Below are 25,589 nucleotides of genomic sequence, written 5' to 3'. Positions count from 1 at the left end.
GACCGCTCAGCCGTCGAAGAGCGTGTCGATGATCCCCTGGGCGACGAACTTCGCATGGAGGATGGGGCGTCGCTCCGGGTCGATCGAGGCGGGTGGCACCCACGCCGGCTGCCCGCTGGTGAGCATCACTGCGTGCCAATCGGATCTGTCGATGAGATGGTGGTGTGCTCCGCAGGCCAGTGTGAGGTTGTTGATGTCGGTGATGCCGTTGTCGATCCACGGCACGATGTGGTGGACTTCGCACCACCCCGGCGGTGCATCGCAGCCCGGGAAAGTGCATCCCATATCCCTCGCCGTGATGATCGCCGTCTGCTTCTCGTCGGCGAAGCGCTTCTCGGTGGCGACCTGCACCGTCTTGGCCGAGTCGCTCATGAGGTGGAAGAACACTCTGCCGTTGAGTCCGGAGGAGGTGAGTTCGGACATCGGCACCGGATTCTCGGTGCCGGTCTTGCCCTGGCCAGTTCTCGAGGCGAGATCCTCGGCCTTCGCCGTGACGACGAGCGAGTACCTCGCGCCCGAATTCGGGCGATTCATCTCGATCTTGCCGATCAGGGAGGCGAATCGTTCGTAGATCCACCGGCGGGCCGAGGGCTGAGCGTCGATCGTGCTCACCGTCGTGCCGTCGCTGCGCACTCCATAGGCGCTGCCGTCCGCACCGCCGTGACCTGCCATCGCAGCCGTTCCTCCCGAGGCATCGGCACTGGTGCCCGTGCCCGGAAGTCGCTGGCCGGTGCCGTCCTGAGCGAACAGCGGCGCATCGTGCCGGTCGCCGGAGAGCACCGCATCGAGCACGTCGAAGGCGCTGGGTGACTCCTCGCCGGCCGCCTCGGTGCCGGGGAACCCGCTGCTGCCGAGGCCGCCATCTCGGCTGGCATCGCGATCACTGGTGGGGTCGTCATTCCTGCCGGCGTCGCCATTCCTGCCGGCGTCGCCCTGACCGCTCGCTGCATCCGCGCCGCCCTGCTCGCCGGTTGTCCGGCATGACTCGATTCTCGAGGTCAGCAGGCCGTTGAGCAGGCCGCCGGTGATCGGGTCGAGCCGACCCGACAGCTCCCAGTCACCGTTGCGGCGAGCGCGCAGATGAACCGAGTAGTCCGACCGGTCGCGTCCCTCGGACGGCTCCTTGCCGTCGGGGTCGATGATGTCGAGCATGCGCTGGAAGATCTCGCGCAGGTCGGAGACGCGGACGTTGGGCGCTTCCTTGACCAGTCGCTCCTCGGTCTCGGCCCGCAGTTCGGCGCTCACCCAGGCAGGCAGTCGTTTCATGCATTCGGCGATGACCGCCGCCTGGTTCGCCGACAGGACTCCCTCGTGGAGGCCGTCTGCGGCCTTGGGGGCCAGCGGCGGCATCGGCTGACCGGAGAGGTCGACGCGTCCGCCGAGGTTGTTCGCCGCCTCGGTGCGCCGATAGGCCTCCTGGTCCGACAGTCCCAAACGATCCTTGACGAGTGCCTTCGTCGTCTTCGCGCCGAAGTCCGTGGGCACTCCGACTCGCTGGAAGATGGCGAGGGTGACGGCGTTGAGTGAGGCGTTGACGCGGTTGATCGCTTCGAGCGCATCGGCGAGGATCACCGCGTCGTCGGGGCCCACCGGCCGTTCGAAGGTGCGGACTTCGCTTTCGAGCCGGGTCAGGTTCGTGATGCTGTCGAGGACTTCGGGCGCGAACTCGGACAGACGGGACCAGGCCGCATCGGTGAGCAGCGGATGCCGGCTCAGCTTCCTCGTGTCCGGCATAGAGCGCGTCGAGTCAGACGTGGCGTTCCCCGTGTCGAGCGTGGCATTCTGCGAGGCGGAGATGACGTTCCCCGTGTCAGCCATGTCGGCGACCGCCGCAGCCGGGTCGTCGTCATCGATGGGTCCCGGGCCGATTACGTCTTCGTCGACCGACAGCGCCGAGACGTCGGCCGCGAGCGCTGCGCTGCGGCGATGCCCATAGTCATCGGGATCGTTGGCACCGGGAGAGTCATCGGGCTCCTCAGCGCCGGGGGCTTCCCCGGCCGGAGTCGCATCACTTTGAGCCTCGCCGATCTGAGCCTCGTCGATGTGAGCGTCAACGACGGGAACCTCGCCGACCGGATTCCCATCGAACGGAGCCCCCTCGACCGGAGTCTCCTGGATCGAAGCCTCAGCGATCGACGTCTCAGGCGACGCTGGACCCTCAGCTTCCGGTACGGCCGGGATCTCCTCGAAGAGTTCGGCGTGGATGCTGCCGCTGAGGTCGAGTCCGGCATCCCTGAGCTGGTCGAACAGCGATTCCGGAGCTCCGGTCGGTCGACTCGAGCCGCCTGCGGATGACCCCGGTCCAGATGAACCCGGCCCAGAAGAACTCGGCCCAGATGAACCCGGTCGCTTCGACGCGGATCCCCGCTTCCCCGCAGGCGACGTACGGGCACGGTCGCCGTTCCCGTGGTTCTGCCTGTCCGGGGTGAGTGTCATGACTCCTGATCCGTTCGCCAACGCTCATCGTTGTTGGTCTGATTCTACTCCGCGAGTGTGACATGCACAACAGTCTGTTCCCAATTTATTCGATCTTTTTTTCACAATGAATTCATTCACTCAGTGATTTCCGCCTGCCGACAGAAGTCGCTGGTCACGGACGTACGCGGTCGGGAATTCATCGAACTCGCAACGACTTCACCCGACATCACCGCCCCACGCCGACCGCACCCTCGGTTCGCCGCGCCGACCGCGCCCACCGTCCCGGTCCGCCGCACCCACCGCCGCGTCCGCCCCTGGGCCACCGCACTCACCCTCGGTTCGCTGCGCCGACCGCCCCGCCCCTGAGCTCCGAGCAGTTCCGTCCCGGCCTCGCCCATCTCCAGACTCCGCATCCATCCTCGACTCCCCTCCACCCACGACTCCCCGCCACCCCAGACGCCAACTCCCGACTCGCGCTCCCTCCCGACCCCAACACCGACCCCGCACCACCACCTCCGAACACCCACCGCGCAGGCCGAGACCACCCACCGCGCACACCGAGACCACCCAGGGTTCACGAAAACTCAGGTGGCCCTTTCCTGAAATCTCCGTTCCGGCGGTCTAGGCTCGGCTTGAGGCACATCTGTGCACGTCGTCCGCGCTGGCCTGCGCGGCTCGCCGCCCGCACAGAGCCGTCAGATCCGCACAGACCCATCAGTTCCCACAGAGCCGATAGTTCCGCACAGAGCCGTCAGTTCCCACAGCACCGTCAGTCCGTGCAGTGACCACCGTCGCGCACCGCCGCCTCGGTGCCTGCGCTGACGCGCAACCCAAGGAGGCGCAATGAAAGGTCAGCTCCCCATCGTTCGCTTGGTCACCGGTGAGACCACGGGACAGCGCATCGCACGGATCGCCGCAGCCGCCTCGGCGGTCGGGCTCGGAGCACTCGCCGCCTGGGACGTCACGCAGAAGAAGCACTCGATCCTCCGCAACTACCCGATCGCGGGACATGCGCGCTTCCTCCTCGAGTCGATCCGACCGGAGATCCAGCAGTACTTCATCGAACGGAACTGGGACGGCCGACCCTTCAGCCGCGACGCCCGCACGACGATCTACGAACGGTCGAAGGGCATCCTCTCCGAGCACGCCTTCGGCACCGAGCACGACGTCGACCGCACCGGCTACGAAGCGCTCATGCACTCGACGACCCCGCTGCCCAACTCCCCCACCCCGCCGCGGATCCGGGTGGGCGGCAACGACTGCACCCAGCCCTACGACATCTCCCTGCTCAACGTCTCCGCGATGAGCTTCGGCTCGCTCAGCGACAACGCGGTGCGCGCGCTCAACAAGGGCGCGGCGATGGGCGGCTTCGCCCAGGACACCGGCGAGGGCTCGATCTCCCCGTACCACCAGGAGTTCGGCGGCGACCTCATCTGGGAGCTCGGCACCGGATACTTCGGCGCCCGCACCCCCGACGGCGACTTCGACCCCGACAAGTTCGCCGCGAAGGCCCAGGACCCGCAGGTCAAGATGACCTCGCTCAAGCTCTCGCAGGGAGCCAAGCCCGGCCTCGGCGGCGTCCTCCCCGGCAAGAAGGTCACCGAGGAGATCGCGCAGATCCGCGACGTGCCCGTCGGTCAGACGTGCATCAGCCCGCCGAACCACCGCGTCTTCTCCACCCCGATCGAGCTGCTCCAGTTCATCGCGAAGATGCGCGAGCTCTCCGGCGGCAAACCGGCCGGCTTCAAGCTCTGCGTCGGCTCCCGCACCGAGTTCCTCGCGATCTGCAAGGCGATGCTCGAGACCGGGATCACCCCCGACTTCATCATCGTCGACGGCTCCGAGGGCGGCACGGGTGCCGCGCCCCTGGAGTTCGAGGACCACGTCGGCCTCCCCCTCACCCAGGGCCTGATGATCGTCCACAACGCGCTCGTCGGCGCGGGGCTGCGCGACCAGATCAGGATCGGCGCTTCGGGCAAGGTCGCGAGCGGCTCCGACATCGTAAAGCGCCTCATCCAGGGCGCCGACTTCACGAACTCGGCCCGCGCCATGATGATGGCCGTCGGCTGCATCCAGGCCCAGGTCTGCCACACCGGCAAGTGCCCCGTCGGCGTCGCCACGCAGGATCCCCGCCGCGCTCGCGCGATCTACGTCCCCGACAAGGCCGAACGCGTGCGCAACTACCACGACGGCACCGTCGCCGAGGCGGTCCGCCTCATGGCCTCGATGGGCGCGGCCCATCCCAGCGAACTCGAACCGACGATGCTCCGCCGCAACCTCTCCCCGTCCGAATCCTGGTCCTACGCCCGCCTCTACGACTGGCTCGAACCCGGCGAACTCCTCAACGGCGCCCCCGAGGACTGGGCCGCCGACTGGGCCACCGCCCGCGCGGACACCTTCCACATCGCCCGCGGCCAGAGCCGCTGACCAGGCAGGACACGCTCATGAGCCGCATCGTCCTCCTCCACTCCGCGTTCGGGCTCACCCCCGGCATCGGCCGCATCGCCGATGAGTTCCGCAGCCGGGGTCACGAGGTCCACACCCCCGACTACTACGCGGGGCAGACCTTCACCAGCGCCGAGGCGGGGGTGGCCCATTCCCGGGATGTCGGCTTCCGCACGCTGGTCGACCGCGTCGCCGAGCTGAGCAGCGAGCTGACCGGGCCGCTCGTGTTCGCCGGGCTCTCGCTCGGAGCGAGCGTCGCCCAGCAGATGGGCAAGAACGACTCCCGCGCCCGCGCGGCCCTTCTCTTCCACGGCGGTGGCTTCCCCTCCCGCACCCGCTGGCAGCCGCAGGTGCCCGTGCAGATCCACTTCGCCGTCGACGACGAATGGCGCACGCCGGGTCTGGCGGAGACCCTCTTGGAATCCGCCGCCGCTGCCGGGGCACCGGCCGAGTCCTTCCTCTACCCGGGCAGCTCGCACCTCTTCAGCGACCCCGAATCGCCGGACTTCGAGTCCGAGAGCGCCGCCCTGCTCCTCGCTCGCGCCGACCGCTTCCTCGCGGAGTTCGCGGACTGAATCGGCAGCCCCTCGGCGCCCCCTCACCGGGCCCCTCACCGGGCCACTCGCCGAGCCGCTCACCGAGCATTTCAGCCGTCGCCCGCGACGCCCCGCACACCGCGGCAGAGCCCTTTCGCGGCGGTTTCCGATACAGGCAAGCTCACCTGACAAGCCCGCCTCATTGATGACGTCATTGAAAAATCTTCTAAAAGTGGGGTTACATTCGTCACGCAATGTTCTACTCTGGAATGAAAATTCCATACCGGTGAGCGACCTTCGGAATCCGTGGTGCACGGTCACCTCCGCGCCCTCGATTCCCCGGCTCAGGCTGCGATGCCCCGTCCGTCCGCCTCCTCCTGCGAGGCTCCGACGGCGGAGCTCCCTCATCGCCAGCACTCCGATGCGCACCGGCTGGCAGCGACCACCCCACGCTGCAAGCACCGCGCACCAGGCGAACTTCGCCGCTCCCCTCCTGCGCCCACCTCTGCGAACGGATCCCCATGACCAGCACCCGCCCCGATCCGACGGCTCCCACCACGAGCCGTCGGCGGACGCAGCCCGACTCCCCTCCTGCGTCCACCCCTCGACGTACCCGGACGGCACCCCAGGACCCCGGCGCTCCCCGTGTCTCCTCGACACAGCGCCGACATCCCTCGTGCCGGTGGTCGCGATGAACGACAGTGGGACGGGTGACATCCCCATCATCGGCACCCCGGCCTCCGGGATCCCCGTCACCCCGCCCGGCCCCGACGGACCGGCCCCCTACCGGGCGAGCGACAGCGGCTCTGGCAGCCTCGGCGGATCCGGAAACGGGCACACGACCACCGGCGGTGGGGGCGAACGGTCCTACGCGATCCCGACCGGGTTCCCGAGCGTCCCCTTCGGCCAGCGCCGCCACCCGGGACGACGCCGGTGAGGTGAACCGTCGCCCGCACGAGGCAGCCGCCCGCTCAGCTCGCGGCCTCCCGAGGCGCCGGTCTGCCCGTCACAGCCGGTCCGCGCCCCTGCTCAGCCGCAGCCGCAGCGGGTCGATGCGGCTGAGGCGGTCGACGGCGGCCTCCCCCAGCTCGGCGGCGACGAGCTCGCTCACCGTCTCGACGAGCGCGAGCATCGGGGCGAGGGTGTCCGCCGGCCCTGCCGCCCGGACCTCGGCGGTGAGCACCCGATCAGCCAGCGACGCCGCCGGGGAGAGCCACAGGTCGGTGAAGACGACGACGGTGAGGCCGAGTTCCTTCCCGATCCGCACCACCTCGGTGATCGCCGGATCGTAGCGCCGGACATCGAGGACGACGAGGATGTCGCCGCGTTTGAGGTCGAGGAGATCAGCGGCCGCGAGCAGCGGATTCGCGTGCACCCGGACGACCCCCGAGCGCACCGAGCCGAGCTGCGCGTGGAAGATGTCGGCGATGTGGGCCGTGTACGTCGCGCCGACGAGGGCGACGCTGCGCTTGGGTTGGGCGAGGAGTTCGACGGTGCGCTCGAGCTCGTCGCCGATGACCGAGTCGAAGGTCTCATCGATGCCCGCGTGGAACGCGGTCCGCGCCGCATCGAACTCCGCCCCCTCACCGGGGGCGAGCGCCTGCGAGAGATTCGACTCCTCGCGCTCGCGCATCTCCGCCTTGAGGGCGTCCTGGAACTCCCGGTAGCCGCTGAAGCCGAGCGTGCGCGCGAACCGCACGACCGAGGGTCCGCTGACACCGGCGGCGTGCGCGAGGTCGGCGATCGGCTCGAGCCCGGCGAACGGGTAGGCGGCCAGGACGGCGCGTGCGATCTTCTTCTCCGCCGGAGTGAGCCGGGACATCACCGCACGCAGGCTGATGGCCAGGCTCGGCCCGTCGTCCGTCATCGGTCCCTCTCCTTTGGAAATCGCCCTCGACTCCACCGCCCAGGCAGCACGATTCCCGCAGGTCACCGCCTCAACTATCGCTCCAGCATAGCGAGGCCGAACTGGAAATGGGGTGTCAGCTCATGACATACCCGTTGTCGACGATGAGGTTCTGTCCGGTCACCGCGCGGGAGTCCGGGGAGGCGAAGAAGACCACCGCCGAGGCGAACTCCTCCGGAGTCGTCACGTGCCCGAGCGCACTCGCCTCGGCGATCCGGTCGAAGACCTCCTCCGCCGTCGCCGCCGAGGCGTCCGTGGTCCGCAGGAGACCGCCGGAGACCATGTTGACCCGCACCCCGAGCGGCCCGAGGTCCCGCGCGAACGTCCGGGTCAGCGCCAGCAGCGCCGCCTTCGCCGCGGTGTAGTCGTGATACGGCACCACCGGGTTCTGGACGAGGTTCGAGCCGACGTTGATCACCCGCCCCGAGCCGATCTCCCGGAACCCGCTCATCGCCGCCTGGACCGTGTTCATCGCCGAGCCGACGGTGCCGCGGAACTGGTCGGAGAGGTCCGCGAAGTCGATCTCGTCCGCCGGCTGTCGCCCCTCGACGTCGAACGTGTAGTCCATGAGCGCACTGTTGACGACGGTGGACACGGGCATCCCGAACTCGGCGTGGGCGGCGTCGAACATCGCATCGACGGCCCGGTCGTCGGTGACGTCGGCCTCGAGCGCCGCCGCACGTCCGCCGCGAGCGCGGATCGCCTCGGCGAGCTCCTCCGCGGCATCCGCGGAATAGCGGTAGTTGACGACGACCGCGGAGCCGACGTGGGCGAACGCCTTCGCGATCGCCGCCCCCAGGCCGCGGCCGGCCCCGGTGACGAGGACGAGCTGCTGGTCGAGCGGCATCGCCGCGGTCGAGAAGGCCTGGGCGTTGCTCATCGGGATTCTCCTTCGAAGGCCGGCGCGAGTGCTCTGCGGCCAGCTTACCCATGACAGGTGCAGTCGGGGCGGTTGCACGGCAGAGTCACAGGAACGCCGGATCTCAGGATCACCGAGTCGCAGGACCGCGCGCGGGAAGCCAATAGAATAGGACAAGACCACTGTTGTCCAATCCACCGTCAGCCCTGCAAGGAGGAGCCTATGGCCGAGATCGGCGCCAACCTCTCGATCGGAGTCCTCGCGGCCATTGTCGTGATCCTCATCTACGTGCTCGCCGCGAAGGTCGGCAAGTGGTACCCGGCCCCCGAGTACCGCGGCCCCGGCGCAGCGCAGCCCGGGCAGCCGGGTTACGGACAGCCGGGTCAGCCAGGCTATGACCAGCAGGGATATGCGCAGCAGGGCTATGGTCAGCCGCCGACGCAGCAGCGTCGTCGGGACATGCGCGCCTACAGCGCCGACGAAGCCGAGACCCGGGTGATGTCGACGACCGAGGACGATGAGAAGGCGACGACCGCCGAGCTCACGCAGAACATCGCCCACTCCGGTCAGATGATCGCGCAGAACCGGCGGGCGGCGACGGCCGGCAACGGTGACACGCTCGCGGTCTTCACGTACATCCTCGGCGCGGGTCTGCTCGCGGCCATCGCGTTCGTCTTCTTCAACAACCTCCTCCTGCCCGCCACGGTCGGCGCGCTCGTCGGTGCGATCATCTGCGTGGCGCTGGCCTCGACGTACACGATCAGGAACCTCGACTTCTGGCCGGACAACTCGACGATCACGATCATCAACCTCGGCGTCGCCCTGGCCGCCGCGCTCGTCATGTACATCGGGGCCAGCCGCACAGAACGCGACCGGATGACCCTCAACTCGATCATGGACTCCCTTGATCCGCTGCCGCTGGGCGAGGGGTTCTCCGGCTTCATCACCGCGATCGGCGACCGCGTCGTCACGTTCTTCGAAACGTACGGCTTCCTCGGCTTCGTCTTCCTCCTCTTCATGGCCATCGGCGCGATCATCGTCTTCACGCTCGCCGCGAAGTCCCTCATCGACGTCATGGACTGGCGGATCTTCGCCCAGTTCGGCCACAACGTCACCGATCGGCCCATGGCGTACTCGCGCGCCGAGCGCTTCCAGTCCTCGAAGGTCTCGCACACCGTGACCTCGATCGTGCTCGCCGGCATCGCGGTCCTCGCCGCGACCGGCCTGCTCTACGACGGGTTCACGTGGTTCACGCGCTGAGCCGCCCGCGGGCGCGGCAGCCCGGGCGCCCAGGCGCAGCAGCCCGGCACAGACCCCGGCAGCAGCCCCGGCACCTGGGCCGGAACCGCGCCGCGACGGCACTGAGCACAGTCTCAGACACCGCGCGCTAGGATAGTCCCCGAACTTCCTCCGCCCACCCTGCCCGCCAGGACGGTGGGCGCAGACGTCGACGAACGACCCGAAAAGGGATGAGAACCTCAATTGGCGAACGGCAACGCAACTTTCCGTCACTCGAATGTGGCTCTTCTCGGTCTGGCCGAGATCATCGCCCCCAACGTAGTGACCTCCCACGAATTCGACGAGCGCCTCGCCGATACCCTGACCACCCTCGGACTCCCGACCGGACTCCTCCAGCGCGTGGCAGGCGTTGACGCCCGCCGCAACTGGGATCAGCCGGCCGAGTTCGTCGCCGGTGCCGTGGCCGCCGGCAAGAAGGCCCTCGCCGAGGCGGGCGTCGAGCCGGGTGCCATCGGGCTGATGGTCAACACCTCCGTCACCCGCGAGCACCTCGAGCCCTCGGTGGCCGTCGGCGTCCATGCCGGCATCGGCCTCGGGCCGCAGGCGATGAACTTCGACATCGCCAACGCGTGCCTCGGCTTCGTCAACGGCATGACCCTGGCCGCGAACATGATCGATGCCGGGCAGATCGACTATGCCCTCGTCGTCGCCGGAGAGGACGCCTCGCGCGTCCAGGAGGCGACCCTGCGTCGGCTCACCCGCGACGGCATCACCCGTGAGGAGTACCTCAACGAGTTCGCCTCGCTCACGCTCGGCTCCGGGGCGGCCGCCGCCGTCATCGGCCCCGCGGATCGGCATCCGGAGGGCCACCGCATCCTCGGCGGGATCACCCGTGCGGCCACCCAGCACCATGAGCTGTGCGTGGGCGACCACAACGGGATGTTCACCGACACGAAGGGACTGCTCGCCGGCGGCATGGAGCTCGTCGTCGCCGCGTGGGAGGAAGCCCACGACGACGGCTGGGACTGGCGGAACATGGACCGCTACGTCATGCACCAGGTCTCCGACGTCCACACGAACTCGATCACGCGCGCCGCGGGCCTCGACCCCGAGCGGATCCCCGTGACGTACCCCGAGCTCGGCAACGTCGGGCCGGCCTCGCTGCCGATCACGCTCAGCCGTGAGGCCGAGTCCCTGGAGAAGGGCGACCGCATCCTCTGCATGGGCGTCGGCTCCGGGCTCAACACCGCAATGACCGAGATCGAGTGGTAGGACATCGATGAACCATCCCGGACGGCCGGCCGCCCTTCCCCCGACGCTGCCCGAATGGGATCCCGCGTGGTCCCGGATCGTCGAGGTCGACACCGGCGACGGCGCGCATGCGTTCCACGTCCTCGACACGCTGTCGACCCTGCGCGCCGAGGGGATCGAGCCGACCGGCACGATCCTCGCCCTCCACGGCAACCCGACGTGGTCGTATCTGTGGCGCCGCCTCGCCGCGGCCACCGTCGAATCCGCGCGCTCCGGTGGGCGCGCGTGGCGGCTCATCGCCCCCGACCAGCTCGACATGGGGTTCTCCGAGCGTCTGACCCATGACGGCCTGCCGACCCCGCACGGCCCCGAGGTGCGCCGCATCTCCCAGCGCATCGCCGATTTCGATGCCGTCGTCACGCCCCTCCTCGCCGAGGCGACCGGCAGTTCCGCGGCCGACACCGCACCCGATCCCACCGAGGCACCCGATCCCACCGAGGCGGGGCCGGAGCATCCCGTCGTGACGATCGGCCATGACTGGGGCGGTGTCCTCTCGCTCGGGTGGGCGGCCCGGAACACCGACCGGGTCGCGGCCGCGATCAGCCTCAACACCGCCGTCCACCAGCCGGAGGACGCGCCGCTCCCGGCCCCGCTGCGGGCCACGCTCGCCGGCCCCATGCTGCCGACGGCCACCGTCGTCACCGACGGCTTCCTCCGGGTCACGCTGCGCCTCGGCGAGCTCTCCCCCGAGGTCCGTGCGGCGTTCCGCGCGCCCTACGAGTCCGCGTCGCTGCGGCACGGGATCGGCGGGTTCGTCGCCGACATCCCCGTCGACGAGCACCATCCCTCGCATGCCGAACTGCAGCGCATCGGCGCGGACATCGCCGCCTTCGACCGTCCCGCGCTCCTCGTGTGGGGGCCGAAGGACCCGGTGTTCCTCGAGCGCTACCTCCGCGACCTCCGCGGGCGCCTCCCGCAGGCCGACGTCCACCGCTTCGAGCTCGGCTCGCACCTCGTCAGCGAGGACTACGACGTGCCCGGGCTCGTCCTCGACTGGCTCACCGCGCAGTTCCCGACGGCTGCGGACTCCGGGGCCGCCGCGGACTCCGGAGCGGGCGCCGGGACCGGCGCCTCCGCTTCGGTGCCGACCGCCTCGGTGCCACCCACGACACCAGCATCGGACGCGACGCAGGACGCGGTGCCGGCCCCACGTCCGGTCACCGCGATCCTCGATGCGCGCGCGGACGACGAGACGATCGCCTCGGTGGACTTCTCGCAGGATCCCGCCCAGCAGATCTCGTGGCGGCAGCTGTGGCATGTCACGACGAGCATCGCGCACGGCCTGCGCGACCTCGGCGTGCGTCCCGGTGACCGGGTGTCGATGCTCGTGCCGCCGGGCAACAACCTCACCGCCGCGCTCTACGCGTGCCTGAAGATCGGGGCGGTCGCCGTCGTCGCTGACGCCGGGCTCGGCCCGCGCGGCATGACGCGGGCGGTCACCTCGGCGGATCCGCAGTGGATCATCGGGGAGCTGCCCGGACTCGGCCTCGCCCGGGCGTTCGGGTGGCCCGGTCGCCGGATCTCCGTCTCCCCGCTCGGCCCGCTGCAGCGCCGGCTCTTCCGCACCGAGACGAGCCTCACCGAGCTCGCGCGCACCCCGCACACCGGTGCCCTGCCGACGCCGACCGGAGCGGACGACGCCGCGATCCTCTTCACCTCCGGGTCGACGGGTCCGGCGAAGGGCGTGCGCTACACGCACGCGGACATCGCAGCACTCGCCGCGGTCCTCACCCGCGTCTTCGACGTCCGGGAGGGCACGGGCCTCGTTGCCGGATTCCCGCCGTTCGCCCTGCTCGGACCGGCGATCGGGGCCACCTCGGTGACGCCGGACATGTCCGTGACGAAGCCGAAGACGCTCACCGCGGCCGCGATCGCCGAGGCGATCATCGCCGGCGACGCGACGATGGTCTTCGCCTCCCCCGCCGCGTACCGCAATGTCGCCGCCACCGCGGGCGACCTCAGCGCCGAGCAGCGGGCCGCGTGCGCGCAGGTCGAGCTCGTCCTCTCCGCCGGCGCGCCGGTCCCGCTCGATCTCATGGACGCCATCGCCGAGGTGTTCCCCGCGGCCGCGATCCACTCGCCGTACGGGATGACGGAGGGACTCCTCCTCACCGACATCGACCGTGAGGGGGTGGCCGCGGCGGCTGCCGGGGACGACCTCGGCGTGTGCGTGGGCACCCCGATCGACGGAGTCGAGCTCGCGCTGGCCCCGATCGACGACGCGGGGAACTCCGCCGATGAGCTGCTCACGGGCACGGATGCGCGGGGCCGCCTCGGCGAGTTCGTCGTCAGCGCCGCCCACCTGAAGTCCGGGTACGACAATCTCTGGCGCACGTCTGCGCAGGCGGCGCGCGATGGCCTCGGCGGGCGGTCCTGGCATCGGACGAACGACATCGGGCACATCGACGACGCCGGTCGGGTGTGGCTCGAGGGACGGCTGCAGCACGTCGTGACGACGCCGCGCGGGCCGGTGGGTCCCGGCGGGCTCGAGGCGCTCATCGACACGGATCCCGAGGTCAGCCGCAGTGCCGTCGTCGGGGTCGGCCCGCGGGGGACGCAGGCGCTCGTCGCCGTGCTCGACGCCGAGGGGACCGCGCTGTCACCGGGCCTCGCCCCGCTCGACCTCTCCGCCCGGCTGCGCGCCCGGGTCGCCGAGGTCGACGGCCAGGATCTCGCGGCCGTGCTCGTCGCCCCGGCGTTCCCCACCGACATCCGCCACAACTCGAAGATCGACCGGTCGCGGTTGGCCGCCTGGGCCGCTCGCGTGCTCACCGGCGACGGCGTTCCCCGCCGCGTGTGAGTGCGGCCACCCGGCAATCTGCGGCCACCGACCTGAGGAGTCTCATGAAGATCACCGTCACCGGAGCCTCGGGCCTGCTCGGCTCGTCCGTGGCCCGCGCCCTCGTCGCCGCCGGCCACGCGGTGACGACGCTCCAGCGGCGCCCGTCGGGGGTCGAGGGTGCCCGCGATGTGCTGGGCACGGTGACCGATCCGAACGCCGTCGCCGAGGCGGTCGCCGGGGCCGATGCGGTCATCCACCTCGCCGCGAAGGTGTCGCTGACCGGTGACCCGAGCGAGTTCGCGGCCGTCAACATCGGGGGCACTCGGACGCTCATCTCTGCGGCGCAGACCGCGGGAGTGGAGCGGTTCGTCCACATCTCGTCACCGTCGGTGGCGCACACCGGCGAGTCGATCGTCGGTGACGGTGCCGGCCCGGCCTCCCCTGATCATGCCCGGGGCGAGTACGCCCGGACGAAGGCCGCCGGGGAGCGGCTCGCGCTGGCTGCCGATGCCGACGACTTCCGGGTCCTCGTCCTCCGGCCGCACCTCATGTGGGGTCCCGGCGACACCCAGCTGACCGAACGCGTCATCGACCGGGCCCGTGACGGCCGGATGCCGGTGCTCGGGTCGGGGGCCGCGCTCGTCGACACGCTCTTCGTCGACAACGCCGTCGAGGCGATCATCGCGGCGTTGACCGCCGTCGACCACACGCACGGGGAGGCGCTCGTCGTCACGAACGGCCAGCCGCGGCCGATCGGCGAGCTGATGTCGCGGATCGCGATCGCCGGCGGGGCCGCGGAGCCGCGGCTGCGGATTCCGGTGGCGCCGGCGCTGGTCGCCGGATCGCTCGTCGAGCGGGTGTGGGACCTGTCCGACCATGACGACGAACCCCCGCTCACCCGGTTCCTCGCCGAGCAGCTCTCGACCGCGCACTGGTTCGACCAGCGCCGGACGCAGGAGGTGCTGGGCTGGACGCCGCGCGTGAGCATCGAAAAGGGCCTCGACCTCCTCGCCGCGCACTGTGCGCAGCGCGGGGGCGGAAGCGGCGCGTAGGGGCGTCGCAGCTCCGACGCGCAGAGCGTGGCACCGGCGCGTCTCGTCGGAGGTCGCGATCTCGGCTCGAATCCGCGTCACAGGTGACGACTGCACAATGGGTCCATGACTCCGACCGCCCCGTCACCGGTGATCCTGCTCGCAGGCGTTCCCGGAGCGGGCAAGACGGAGACCCTCAAGGAGGTCCGGCGGCGAGCGCCGTGGCTGCGGGTCTCCGATCCGGAGACCGTGCGCGACGGCCTGCGTCGCCTCGCCCCCTGGCTGCCGTACACGCTGGGGCGTCCGATCGTCCACACGATCGCTCATGTGCTCGCGCTCTTCCGGATCCTCCGCCGAGGCGGTCCCCCGCTCATCGTCCACGATCCCGGCACCCGCCGGTGGAGCAGGCGGCTCTTCCTGCGTCTGGCGCGGCTGAGTCGGCGCCCGGCCATCGGCGTGTTCATCGATGTCGATCGCGATGTGGCGCTGCGCGGTCAGAAGAAGCGGTCGCGCATCGTCCGCGGTCCCGCGTTCGCCAGGCATTGGCGGCGGTGGCTCGGCCTGCGTTCGCACCTCATCGCCGAGGAGGAGCCGGCGCCCGGGGAACGCTGGCCGCAGATCGTGCTGACGACGAGGGATCGCGCCGTCGACGATCTCCTCGCCCTCGTCGGCCGCTGAGGTGGAGCCGCGTCGAGTCGGCGCGCCCTCGCGGGGCGGCATCAGTCTCTGTCCCTGCCCGCTCAGCGGGATGACACCGGGATCAGCGGGACTCGCGCGGGTCCTCACCGTGATAGTCGCCGGAGTCCTCGCCCTCATACGAGCTCGATTCCTCGCCTCGGTAGCCCGAACCGGAGCCCTCGGCGTCGCGGGCATCGGCTTCGTCGTCGAGAGCGCTCGAGGAGATCCCCGGCTGCCCGACGGGCGGGGCCTCGAGGGACGAATTCGTCGCTGACTCCTCGTGGCCATGGTCCTCGAAGTCGCCGTCAGTCCCGTCGTCGGCCTGCGCCGCATCCGCACCGTCGGCACGATCCGCGCGATCGGCCGAGACTGCACCGGAGCCTCCTGCTGCCACAGCACCCGCGCGACCCGGTGAGTTCGCGCCGCCAGTGGCCCGGTCATCCGCGTCCCTCCGACTGCCGGCGCTCTCCTCCGCATCAGCCCCCGCGGGCCGCTGTCCAGCGGCGTCCGCGGGGCGCTTTGCATCAGCCTCCGCAGGCAGCTCGCCGTCGCCTTCGCTGCCCGTCTCCTTCTTCAGCCGTTCGATGTCCTCGGACTCCTCCACGGCCGCGTCGTAGCCCTCGAGACTCACGCCCGCCTCGGCGGCGAGCTGAGCACGACGCTCCGCACGGGCACGCGCGCGCTCCTCCTCGCTGAGCTTCGGCTTCGCGGTCTCGGCGTGCTGGCTCGGCCGCACCGCCTCCCAGATGAGGAGAACGGCGACCATCGTCACCCCGACGATGCCGCCCATGATGAGCGACCCCCACGGGCGGGGCATCGAGAAGAGGTCGGCGAAGATGTTGACGGCGAAGAGAAGGACGACGCCGAGGACGAGAGCAACGAGATAGCGCATCTCCCCATTGTGCCCCGTGAGCCTGAGCAGATGAGGGAGGTCGCAGGTCACGGTTCGCTCGCCCCGCCTCGGCATGACCTGCCCCCGCCTCGGCGAGGGGATGTGGTGACGGTTCAGAGGGCGTCGTCGTCGGTTTCGCCGGTGCGGATGCGGATGACGCGCGAGACCTCGGTGACCCAGATCTTCCCATCACCGATCTGCCCGGTTCGGGCGGCATCGGCGATCGCGGCCACCGCCTCGTCGAGGGCCTCATCGGTGACGATGACCTCGACAGCGATCTTCGGCAGGAACTCGACACGGATCTTCTGCGACCGGTAGACCTCGACCTTGCCGGCCTGTGTGCCATGCCCCTTGACCTCGCACACCGTCATCCCAGTGATGCCGACCTCGGCGAGTGCCGACTTCACCGGGCTCAGCGCACTCGGTTGGAGCACTGCTGTGATGAGCTGCATGTCGTTCTCCTTCTCTCTTCAGATTGCGCCTGGGCCCGCAGAACGGGTCATGAACGGATGTCGTCGACGTCGTACGCGGTCTCGGCGTGCAGGCTCGTGTCGAGACCGGCTGACTCCTGGCCGCCGGTGACTCGCACCCCGATCGTCGCCTTGAGCACCCAGACGATGACCGCAGTGACGACGAACGTGTACGCGAAGACCGCTGCCACCGCCAGGACCTGTCCGCCGAGGAGGCCGAGTCCTCCACCGTAGAACAGTCCTGCCGCTTCCGCTGGGGCCGTGGGATCGGCGAGGAACGCGATCGCCACTGTGCCGAAGATGCCGGGGAACATGTGGATGGCCACCGCGTCGAGGGCATCGTCGTATCCGAGCTTCTCCTTCAGCCCCAGCGCGAAGAAAGCGATCATGCCCGCTCCCAGTCCGATGACGATGGCCCCGACCGGCGACACCGAGTTGGCGGCCGGTGTGATGCCGACCAACCCCGCCAGCACGCCGGACATCGCGCCGAGCGACGTCGCCGACCCGCGGCGAATGCGTTCGACGAGCAGCCAGCCGAGCAGTCCCGCGCAGGCGGCGATGAGCGTGTTCGTGACGGCCACGACAGCGCTCTCATTGACCCCGAGGGACGAACCGCCGTTGAACCCGTACCAGCCGACCAAGAGGAGTCCACCGCCGAGGATCGCCATCGGCAGATTGCCCGGACGTCCCACTTGGGGGAAGTTCTGCCGTCTGCCGAGGAACAGCGCCAGCACCAGTGCGGCCACGCCTGCGTTGAGATGCACTGCGGTGCCGCCGGCGAAGTCGAGGGCACCGACCCGGTTGGCGATCCATCCGCCGATAACCGACCCGTCTTCGGAGTCGAAGGCGAACACCCAGTGCGCGACGGGGAAGTAGACGAGAGTCGCCCACACCCCTGAGAAGATCAGCCACGTGGAGAACTTCATCCGCCCTTCCACCGCGCCCCCGATGATGCCCACCGTCAAACCGGCGAAGATGAGCTGGAAGACGGCGACGAGCAGCCCCGGCACCGCCCCTTCAGGGGTCGGTTCGTCCAGAAGTGCTCCCAATCCGAAGAGTCCTGCCGGATCGCCGATGAGCCCGGCTCCTCCGACTGAGTTCCCGAGCGTGAGGCCGTAGCCGTAGAGCACCCAGAGCATCGCGGTCACGGCGAACCCGCCGAAGACGACGATGACGGTGTTGAGGATGTTCTTAGTCCGGGACAGGCCTCCGTAGTAGAGCGCCAGCCCTGGCAGCATGAGAGTCACGGCGATGGTGGCTGTGAGCATCCAACCGGTGCTGATCATTGACGTGATGTCCATCGTGGAGTCCTTCGCGTACGGTCGCAGCTGCGAGTCGTTCAGGCGACCTGATTGGCAAACAGGGGTGGTGCGGTCCAGGGGGGCGGGGGTCACCGACGCCAGTGGTCTGGGCCACCGGCCCCGACCGATTCGGGTGGTTCGCTCGCCGCACCCCGCCGTGTGGCGAAGCGCTGTCCCGACGCGCGGAAGTGCGGCTTCGGCGGCCCGTGGCGGAGGACAAGCTCGGCGACCAGCTCTCCCACGAGAGGGGCGAACTTCGCGCCCTGCCCAGAGCAGGGGGAGACGACGGTGACGGAGTCGCTGCGGTCGATGATCATGTCGTCGCCGGGAACATTCGTGAACAGGCACGTCGTCTCCGCATAGGGCTCGGAGATGAGGCCGGGAAGGCAGCGATCCACGACTTCGGTCACTCGCGCCCGGCTACGGGCGTCGACGAGTCCGTTCTGCTCGTAGCCCGAACGCAGCACCGGCCCGCCGTTGTATTCGGCGATCTTCTGTCCTCGGAAGTCAGCGTCTCTGCCCCCTGGCAGACCGTAGAGCTGGATCTCCGGGGTCTTGCAGATGAAGCTCGGCCACGAGGTGTGCTCCCCGGCCGCGGTGTCGATCGGCTCGGCGGCGTCGCGATACGGGAAGTGGAACGCCGATTCCTGCCGGACTTCGAACTCCGGCATCCTGGCACGAAAGTCCGCAGGCAGGTCGAGACTCTCGAGAAGCGCGGGCAGATACGGCCCTGCGGCCACGACCACCTGCGCAGACTCGACCTGGCGACCGTCGAACGAGGTGACGGTGAAACCGGCACCACCTGACGCCCCACCGCGGCGGACTCTGCTGACTTCCCAGTTGCTCAGCACCCGTGCCCCGGATGCGCAGGCGAGCTCGAGCATGCCGCATACCGCTGCCTCTGAGTCGATGACCCCAGCGCCCGGATGCCACAGCACTTCGCTGTCGAAGGCGAACTGCGGCCAGCGCGCCTCGGCAGCGGTGGCACAGAGCAGCTCGTGATCGATTCCCTCGGCCTCGAGCACGTCGGCCAGGGCCGCGGGGTTCCGGAGGGACCCGAAGTCGAGTGCCCCGCTCGGGGTGAGGAGGCGGCGACCGCTGCGGGCTTCGAGTTCGCCCCAGCCTCGGGCCGCCTCGGCGACGAGGCGGATCCTGGACCGATCGGGGTAAGCATAACGGAAGATGCGCGCCGAACCGTGGGAGCTGGCTGCAGCGGAGGCAGGGCAGTCGCGTTCGAGGACGAGCACCTCGGCGCCGGCCTCGGCCAGGCGCCATGCTGCCGCGGCACCCGAGAGCCCGGCGCCGACGATGACGATGTCTGCTGAGTCAGTGATCACGATGTTCCCATCGTCTGCAAGCGCGCACTGCCGACAGGAGGTCAGCGTCGGACGGACTGATCTGTTGACTGGGCGAGGTCATGTCAGGTCCGGGGTCTTCCACAGGTTGAGGTTCGTGCCCAGGCCGGCGGCCACGGCGTTGTCGTAGACCGTCTTGCCCCACGCGACGTCTTCGACGCCCATGCCGCCGACACTGAAGAGGACGGGCTGCTCATCGAAGTCACGCCCCGGGGCGGTGCCTGAGAACACGTCGCCGACATTGATCACCCGGCTCTCATCAAGCGCGCCCTCGTCGATGAGGTCCTGCCAGTAGAGGCCGATCATGCCGAACGCGGTCTCATGGGATGGAGCCGGGTACTCCTCGGCCCAGGCCTGGTAGATCTTCTTGGCGTCGACGAGCAGACGCGCCTGCCCCGAGAGCGTGTAGTCCTTGTCCATACGCAGGTTGGCGGGCAGGCTGAGGAAGGCGCCCGGCTTGATCCAATCGCCGTCGATGAACGGGTAGTTCTCGGATCCGACCAAACCGGTGACGGCCTCGGAGACGATGTCACTGTCCCGGACGGCACCTTCGACCGTGTCGCTGATCTCGATGGTGGAGAACTGCGGATAGTGCTCACGCACATAATCGGCGAACAGCTCCGCAGTGATCCGTCGGCGACCGTGGATGACGATGGAGTCCAGTGTGGGGCGAGCGATCGTCATCGCGTGCAGCGCGCTCTTGTTCATCGCCCCGGGACCGATGATCCCCAATCGCGATGCCTCAGGTGGAGCAAGCTTCCGCGCTGCCGCACCCGGCACGGCTGCCGTCCGGTAAGCGCTCTCCAGGTTGCCCGACATGATGGCGAACGGTGCACCCGTCTCCTTGTCGTTGAGCACGATGAGGTGGATCGATCGGGGAAGCCCTCGGTCACGATTGTCGACATTCGAGCCGTACCATTTCACCCCGGCAGTGTCGAAACGTCCGCCGAGGTAGGCCGCCATGGCCATGAATCGTCGATCCGAGGCGTCAAGGGGCATTGAGGGAAACGGGCTGGTGGCCGGAAAGGAGATCTGCGCGCCGTGAGAATTGGCCGAATTCCCGGCCATTCGATAATCGCCCTCGGCCACGAGGACGAGCACTTCCTCCATGACGTCCATACACGATGCCATGTCCTTGACTCCGGCCGCAATCATCTGCGGCTCGTCGAGATAGAGCATGTCGATGGCGGTGCCTGCCTCAGCGGTTCTCGCAGTCGGATTCTCGTTCGGATGATCCCTGGTCAGGTGGTCAGCGGTGGCAGTGGAGTGGGCGGTCATGTCGGCTCCTGGCAATGTGGTGCAACGGAATTCGCAACGCCTTTCCAGAACATCCCAGAAATGCATTCGCGTCCAATACAATTTCCGGGCCGATTGACAGCGAATCGCTCTCAATCGCAATAGCGGATGAGCCGTAACAGAAGCGAAACAGGGGCGAAACCCCGTCTCCACAATCTTCGGCTACGGTGACTGCGTGGAGATTCGACAATTGCGGTACTTCGTTGCTGTGGCCGACGAGCTTCACTTCGGTCGAGCCGCCCGGAAGCTGCACATGTCCCAGCCGCCGCTCAGTCTTCAGGTCGGCAAGCTCGAACGCGAACTCGGGGTGCGGCTCTTCGAGCGCAGCACCCGCAGCGTGACCCTGACCGCGGCGGGGGCGAAGTTCCTCGACAGTGCCCGCCGGATCCTCCACGACATCGACCGGGCGGCGTACGAACTGGAGGGATTCGCCGCCGGCACCACAGGAAGCCTGTCTGTGGGCTTCGTGAGCTCGGCCGGCTACACACTGCTGCCCGAGGCGGTGCCGAAGTTCAGGAGCATGCGCGACCAAGTCGCCCTGCACCTCATTCCACTGACCTCAGGGGAACAGCTCGCCCGACTCTCCGAAGGCACCCTCGACCTGGGCATCGTCCGCGACGAGGAGCATGGCGCCCTTCACGCACTGCCGCAGGGCAAGGCATCGCCTGGTGCCGTCACACTGCCGAACCGGGAGCACCAGTCCGGCCGAGCACCGTCCGCGACCTTCCCGATGGCACAGGTGGTCTACGAGGAACGGCTCGTCGCCTGTCTGCCGCACACCCATCCACTCGCACAGCAGACCGAAGTCACTCCGCGACAGATCAGCGCGGTGCCGATGATCTCCTACCCGCGCGAACTCATGCCCGGCTTCGTCGACCGCGTGACAATCGCACTGGGCAGCCACGCGTCACGAGTCACCGTTGTCGAGCAGGTGATCCACCAGGAGACAGCACTGGGATTCGTCGCCACCGGAGCCGGCACCAGCATCCTGCCGGAATCGATCGGCCAACTCCTGCCGCCGACCATCGTCGCCGTTCCGCTCGCCGGTTCGCCGACGACTCGCCTCATCGCGATTCCCAGCCCCCACATCCAGCAGCCGAGCCTCATCGACACCTTCATCGACCGCCTCCGCGCCGCCTCGGGGATCCCACGTGTCCCGAACGCCGCGATCGCCTGAATCGCCCCGCAGTCGCGGTCACTGGTCCTGGAGAACCCTCCCTTCTCGCCGCGGCGGGACCCTGACTCCCGGCCAGGCGGCTGGGGCCTCTGGCCCTTCGCGATCACTCCCCCACCTCGGCGCCAAGATGTGCCATGCGTCACAATGGGGACATGAACGCGAAATACGATGACGTCATCGCAGAGATCTCGCAGGACCCGGGCGCCTTCTGGCTCACGCAGGCCACGGAGCTCATCGACTGGGTGAAGGAGCCGACCGAGGCCGTCGACGACGCGAACGCCCCGATCTACCGCTGGTTCCCCGACGGCGAACTCAACGTCGCCTACAACGCGCTCGACCGCCACGTCGCCGCCGGCCGCGGGGATCAGGCAGCGATCATCTACGACTCGCCCGTCACCGACACCGTCCGCACGATCACGTACGCGCAGCTGCTCGACGAGGTCTCCCGCTTCGCGCGCGCCCTCTCCGACCGCGGCGTGGAGAAGGGCGACCGGGTCGTCATCTACATGCCGATGATCCCCGAGGCGGCCGTCGCCATGCTCGCGTGCGCGCGCCTCGGGGCGATCCACTCCGTCGTCTTCGGCGGGTTCGCCCCGGCCGAACTCGCCGTGCGCATCAACGACACCGCGCCGAAGGCGGTGATCTCCACCTCGGCGGGCGTCGAGCGCGGCCGCGTCCTCGAATACAAGCCGATGCTCGATGAGGCGATCACCCTCGCCGAGGCGAAACCCGAGTTCACCGTCATCGTCCAGCGTCCCGAACATCAGGCCGAGATGGGTGAGACCGACCTCGACTACGCCGAGCTCCTGGCCGCCACCCCCGAGGGCATCGACCCGGTGACCGTGAAGTCGACCGACGAGCTCTACGTCCTCTACACCTCGGGCACGACGGGCAAGCCCAAGGGCATCGTCCGCGACTCCGGTGGCTACGCGGTCGCCCTGGCCTACTCGATGCCGAACATCTTCGGCCTCGAACCCGGCGACACGATGTTCACCGCCTCGGACGTGGGGTGGGTCGTCGGGCACTCCTACATCGTCTACGGTCCGCTGCTCGCCGGGGTCACCTCGGTGCTCTTCGAGGGCAAGCCGATCGGCACCCCGGACGCGGGCACGTTCTTCCGCATCATCGACGACCACGACGTCAACGTCCACTTCACGGCGCCGACGGCGATGCGCGTCGTCCGCAAGGAGGATCCCGACGGGGCGCTGATGAGGAAGTACGACCTCTCCTCCCTGAGGGCGTCGTTCCTCGCCGGTGAGCGGCTCGACCCGGACACGTACGAATGGACGACGTCGAAGCTCGCCGAGGCGACCGGTCGTGACATCCCCGTCGTCGACAACTGGTGGCAGACGGAGACGGGGTGGCCGATCGCGGCGAATCCGCTCGGCCTCACGCAGTTCCCCCTCAAGCCGGGGTCCCCGACGAAACCCGTGCCCGGCTATCAGATCGAGGTCGTCGACCCCGGCGGCGCCCCGGTGCCCGCGGGCCAGGAGGGGCTCATCGTCATGAAGCTGCCCCTGCCACCGGGGACGATGGCGACGGTGTGGGGCGACGATTCGCGGTTCGTCTCCTCGTACCTCGCCGCGTTCGACGGCTACTACCTCACCGGCGACTCCGGCTACCTCGACGAGGACGGGTACGTCTTCGTCATGGGCCGCACCGACGATGTCATCAACGTCGCCGGCCACCGGCTCTCGACCGGAGTGATGGAGGCCGTCATCGCCTCCCACCCGGCCGTCACCGAGGCGGCGGTCATCGGCGTCCACGATGACACGAAGGGGCAGAGTCCGCGGGCGCTCGTCGTCCTCGGTGATTCCGCCGAGGCGGTCGATGCGGAGGCGATCAAAGACGAGCTCGTCGCGATGGTGCGCCGGGAGATCGGGCCGGTTGCCGCATTCCGCGAGGTCGACATCGTCTCTGCGCTGCCGAAGACCAGGTCGGGCAAGATCCTGCGCAAGACGATGCGCGAGATGGCCGACGGCGCCGAGAACCCCGCGGTGCCCTCGACGATCGAGGACCGCACCGTGCTCGACGACCTCGAGGCCGTGCTGCGCCGCAGCTGATGGAAGGCGCCGGGGCTGTCGGTGGCTCGGCGAGGTCAGTCGTCGCGACGCTTGCCGGCCTCGAAGCCCTTCTCGAAACCGTCGGCGAATCCCCGCTCGTAGGCATCGTCGCGTCCTCGACCGCGATCGCCTCGCGCGCCGCGGACGAACTGCGCGAAGAACTCGCGGGGGTCCCAGTCGACGTCGGGGCCGCAGCCGGAATCGGAGCGTCCGCGTCCGCGCGGTCCGCTACGGTCACCCGAACGGCTGCGGTCCGCACCGGGTCCGAACCCGTCGTGGCCTCCACGGCTGCGCCGACCGTGGCCGCCGAAACCGCGGCTCGGCCCGAAGCCCCGTGAGGGGTCGAAGCCGCGCGAGGAGTCGAAACCTCGGCGGCGGGCGAACTCGCGCATGCGGTCGCGGACCTCGCGGATGTCCTCCTCGTCGGGACGGAGTTCGTCGACGATCTTCGTCAGCGTCGCGATCATGGCTGCGACCTCGTCATCACTGAGAACCTCCTCGACGCGCGCATTGACACGGTCACGCAGCGCGCGGACCTGGGCACGGATCTCGGCTTCACGGGTGGCCTCATCAGCGGACTCGTCCTCCGCGGCATCATCGAGCCAGGCATCACCGGCCACGACGTCGTCAGTGCGCCGATTGCGGCGCGCTCGCCGCCGCAGATCCGCGACCTCGCGCGGATCGATGTCGGCATCGTCCATCGCCGAGAAGAAGTCCCGACGCAGGGTTCTGCCGACCTGACGAAGAAGATCGGCGAGCTGCGGCGCATCGTCGCTCACCTCATGGTCGATGGGCCGGTCGCCGGCGTCTGTGCCTGTGCTGTCGACATCTGTACCGTCGACGCCCGTGCCGTCGACGACGTTCGCCTCAACGGGCTCGGCAGCGTTCGCTCCGGACGAGTCGGCCTCACCACGCGCACGGTCAGTGCCCGCAGCCTCGGTGCCGTCGGTCTCGCTGCGGTTGTCACGGTCGGTGCCCGCCGCCTCGGTGCCGTCGGCGTCGCGGCGGTCGTCACTGCGGTCGTCACGGTCATTGTCATTGTCAAAGTTGTGTGGGGTGGACATGTCATCTCCTTTACTTGTTATCTGACATGTATATGTATAGTCACATGTATTCCCAAAGCATGTCAAGGGACATGTAAAATCGAGGCATGGACACCACCGACAAGATCGCCGAGGCGCTCACCAAGCTCCAGTGGAGGCGCGGCTTCCGCGGATTCGCGGGACCCGGCGGACCCGGCGGACGCTCGGGAGGTCCCGGGGGCCGCCACGGCCGACAGCACGGCGGACCGTTCGGCAAGGACGGGCTCTTCGGCGAGAACGGCCCCTTCGGCGACGGCGGTCCGTTCGGTGACAGCGGCCCCTTCGGCAAGGACGGACCATTCGGCAGCCACTTCACCGACACGGACGGCCACAGTCACGGGGAGACCGTCGGACGCGACGAGTGGCGGGAGTGGGCACGCCGCCTGGGAGGTCGCCTCGGCGGACGCGCCCAGCTGCGTCTGCTCATCGCACTCGCCCAGGTGGGGCATGCGATCGGCGTCAGCGCTCTCGGCGAGGCGATCGGCGTCGATCAGCCTCGCGCTTCGCGCCTCGTCGCGCAGGGCGTCGAACTCGACCTCCTGCGCAGGGAGGCCGATCCCGACGACGCCAGGCGCACGCTCATCGCGCTCACCGACAAGGGCCGGGCGATCACGAACCGCTTCCTCGGCGCGCAGAAGGCCAGCGTCGATGTCGCCCTCGACTCGTTCACCGACGAGGAGAAGGAGACTCTCGCGAACCTCCTCACCCGCCTCGCCGACGCCTGGCCGAAATAGGATCGCCTCGGCCA

General features: G+C 69.1%; 21 protein-coding genes. 12 read left to right on the top strand and 9 right to left on the bottom strand.

Annotated features, from left to right (window positions below; all coding sequences use genetic code 11):
* Positions 1-6: 6 nt before the first annotated feature.
* Complete coding sequence (locus J9315_RS01420; protein WP_232623747.1) at positions 7-1,818, bottom strand: HNH endonuclease signature motif containing protein; 1,812 nt, start codon at positions 1,816-1,818, stop codon at positions 7-9.
* A 108-nt stretch (positions 1,819-1,926) separates the two neighbouring features.
* On the opposite strand from J9315_RS01420, the gene J9315_RS01415 reads away from it, so the two are divergent.
* From J9315_RS01415 to J9315_RS01400, 4 genes are all read left to right on the top strand, one after another.
* Entirely contained in the window at positions 1,927-2,295 is a 369-nt protein-coding gene (locus tag J9315_RS01415; RefSeq protein ID WP_198499882.1) for a hypothetical protein, read from the top strand.
* Positions 2,296-3,261: 966 nt separating this feature from the next.
* On the top strand, positions 3,262-4,845 hold the full coding sequence (locus J9315_RS01410; protein WP_211978656.1) for an FMN-binding glutamate synthase family protein: 1,584 nt from the start codon (positions 3,262-3,264) through the stop codon (positions 4,843-4,845).
* A 17-nt stretch (positions 4,846-4,862) separates the two neighbouring features.
* Positions 4,863-5,438: an alpha/beta fold hydrolase gene (locus J9315_RS01405; protein WP_211978655.1), complete on the top strand. Its 576-nt coding sequence runs from the start codon at positions 4,863-4,865 to the stop codon at positions 5,436-5,438.
* 652 nt (positions 5,439-6,090) lie between these two features.
* Positions 6,091-6,336 (top strand): hypothetical protein, encoded by a 246-nt coding sequence (locus tag J9315_RS01400; RefSeq protein WP_211978654.1) that lies wholly within the window; start codon positions 6,091-6,093, stop codon positions 6,334-6,336.
* Between the two features lie 69 nt (positions 6,337-6,405).
* Here J9315_RS01400 and J9315_RS01395 read toward each other — a convergent pair whose 3' ends face one another.
* Both J9315_RS01395 and J9315_RS01390 read right to left on the bottom strand, forming a co-directional pair.
* The gene (locus J9315_RS01395) at positions 6,406-7,266 is read right to left on the bottom strand and encodes a MurR/RpiR family transcriptional regulator (protein WP_211978653.1); all 861 of its coding nucleotides are present in this window, start codon (positions 7,264-7,266) and stop codon (positions 6,406-6,408) included.
* A 115-nt stretch (positions 7,267-7,381) separates the two neighbouring features.
* Positions 7,382-8,185 carry a 3-oxoacyl-ACP reductase gene (locus J9315_RS01390; RefSeq protein ID WP_211978652.1) on the bottom strand — a complete coding sequence of 268 codons (804 nt, stop codon included), beginning with the start codon at positions 8,183-8,185 and terminating at the stop codon, positions 7,382-7,384.
* A gap of 201 nt (positions 8,186-8,386) precedes the next feature.
* On the opposite strand from J9315_RS01390, the gene J9315_RS01385 reads away from it, so the two are divergent.
* The 5 genes from J9315_RS01385 (at position 8,387) to J9315_RS01365 (ending at position 15,205) form a co-directional block, all read left to right on the top strand.
* Complete coding sequence (locus tag J9315_RS01385) at positions 8,387-9,424, top strand: hypothetical protein (RefSeq protein WP_211978651.1); 1,038 nt, start codon at positions 8,387-8,389, stop codon at positions 9,422-9,424.
* Between the two features lie 222 nt (positions 9,425-9,646).
* Positions 9,647-10,675 (top strand): 3-oxoacyl-ACP synthase III, encoded by a 1,029-nt coding sequence (locus J9315_RS01380; RefSeq protein WP_211978650.1) that lies wholly within the window; start codon positions 9,647-9,649, stop codon positions 10,673-10,675.
* A 7-nt stretch (positions 10,676-10,682) separates the two neighbouring features.
* Positions 10,683-13,514: an alpha/beta fold hydrolase gene (locus J9315_RS01375; protein ID WP_211978649.1), complete on the top strand. Its 2,832-nt coding sequence runs from the start codon at positions 10,683-10,685 to the stop codon at positions 13,512-13,514.
* Positions 13,515-13,558: 44 nt separating this feature from the next.
* Positions 13,559-14,548 carry an NAD-dependent epimerase/dehydratase family protein gene (locus J9315_RS01370; protein ID WP_211978648.1) on the top strand — a complete coding sequence of 330 codons (990 nt, stop codon included), beginning with the start codon at positions 13,559-13,561 and terminating at the stop codon, positions 14,546-14,548.
* Between the two features lie 105 nt (positions 14,549-14,653).
* On the top strand, positions 14,654-15,205 hold the full coding sequence (locus J9315_RS01365) for an AAA family ATPase (protein WP_211978647.1): 552 nt from the start codon (positions 14,654-14,656) through the stop codon (positions 15,203-15,205).
* An 82-nt stretch (positions 15,206-15,287) separates the two neighbouring features.
* Here the strand turns inward: J9315_RS01365 and J9315_RS01360 are convergent, their stop codons facing one another.
* From J9315_RS01360 to J9315_RS01340, 5 genes are all read right to left on the bottom strand, one after another.
* A complete protein-coding gene (locus J9315_RS01360; RefSeq protein WP_211978646.1) occupies positions 15,288-16,097 on the bottom strand; it encodes a hypothetical protein in 810 nt (269 codons plus the stop codon).
* Between the two features lie 113 nt (positions 16,098-16,210).
* On the bottom strand, positions 16,211-16,549 hold the full coding sequence (locus tag J9315_RS01355; protein ID WP_211978645.1) for a P-II family nitrogen regulator: 339 nt from the start codon (positions 16,547-16,549) through the stop codon (positions 16,211-16,213).
* Between the two features lie 47 nt (positions 16,550-16,596).
* The gene (locus tag J9315_RS01350) at positions 16,597-17,868 is read right to left on the bottom strand and encodes an ammonium transporter (RefSeq protein WP_211978644.1); all 1,272 of its coding nucleotides are present in this window, start codon (positions 17,866-17,868) and stop codon (positions 16,597-16,599) included.
* A gap of 89 nt (positions 17,869-17,957) precedes the next feature.
* On the bottom strand, positions 17,958-19,205 hold the full coding sequence (locus tag J9315_RS01345) for an FAD-dependent oxidoreductase (protein ID WP_249120989.1): 1,248 nt from the start codon (positions 19,203-19,205) through the stop codon (positions 17,958-17,960).
* 78 nt (positions 19,206-19,283) lie between these two features.
* Positions 19,284-20,567 carry a tyramine oxidase subunit B gene (locus tag J9315_RS01340; protein ID WP_249120988.1) on the bottom strand — a complete coding sequence of 428 codons (1,284 nt, stop codon included), beginning with the start codon at positions 20,565-20,567 and terminating at the stop codon, positions 19,284-19,286.
* A 127-nt stretch (positions 20,568-20,694) separates the two neighbouring features.
* Between J9315_RS01340 and J9315_RS01335 the strand changes: the two genes are divergently transcribed.
* The gene (locus J9315_RS01335; RefSeq protein WP_211978643.1) at positions 20,695-21,696 is read left to right on the top strand and encodes a LysR substrate-binding domain-containing protein; all 1,002 of its coding nucleotides are present in this window, start codon (positions 20,695-20,697) and stop codon (positions 21,694-21,696) included.
* A 152-nt stretch (positions 21,697-21,848) separates the two neighbouring features.
* Positions 21,849-23,759 carry an acetate--CoA ligase gene (locus J9315_RS01330; protein ID WP_211978642.1) on the top strand — a complete coding sequence of 637 codons (1,911 nt, stop codon included), beginning with the start codon at positions 21,849-21,851 and terminating at the stop codon, positions 23,757-23,759.
* A 35-nt stretch (positions 23,760-23,794) separates the two neighbouring features.
* Here the strand turns inward: J9315_RS01330 and J9315_RS01325 are convergent, their stop codons facing one another.
* Positions 23,795-24,823: a hypothetical protein gene (locus J9315_RS01325; protein WP_211978641.1), complete on the bottom strand. Its 1,029-nt coding sequence runs from the start codon at positions 24,821-24,823 to the stop codon at positions 23,795-23,797.
* A gap of 86 nt (positions 24,824-24,909) precedes the next feature.
* Between J9315_RS01325 and J9315_RS17395 the strand changes: the two genes are divergently transcribed.
* Positions 24,910-25,575 (top strand): MarR family winged helix-turn-helix transcriptional regulator, encoded by a 666-nt coding sequence (locus J9315_RS17395; protein ID WP_249120987.1) that lies wholly within the window; start codon positions 24,910-24,912, stop codon positions 25,573-25,575.
* Positions 25,576-25,589: the final 14 nt, after the last annotated feature.

It is taken from the genome of Brevibacterium sp. W7.2, from assembly GCF_018137945.1.
Taxonomy (GTDB): domain Bacteria; phylum Actinomycetota; class Actinomycetes; order Actinomycetales; family Brevibacteriaceae; genus Brevibacterium; species Brevibacterium sanguinis.
The sequence above is the reverse complement of the archived record's forward strand: the minus strand, read 5'-3'. Positions and strand labels throughout refer to the sequence as shown.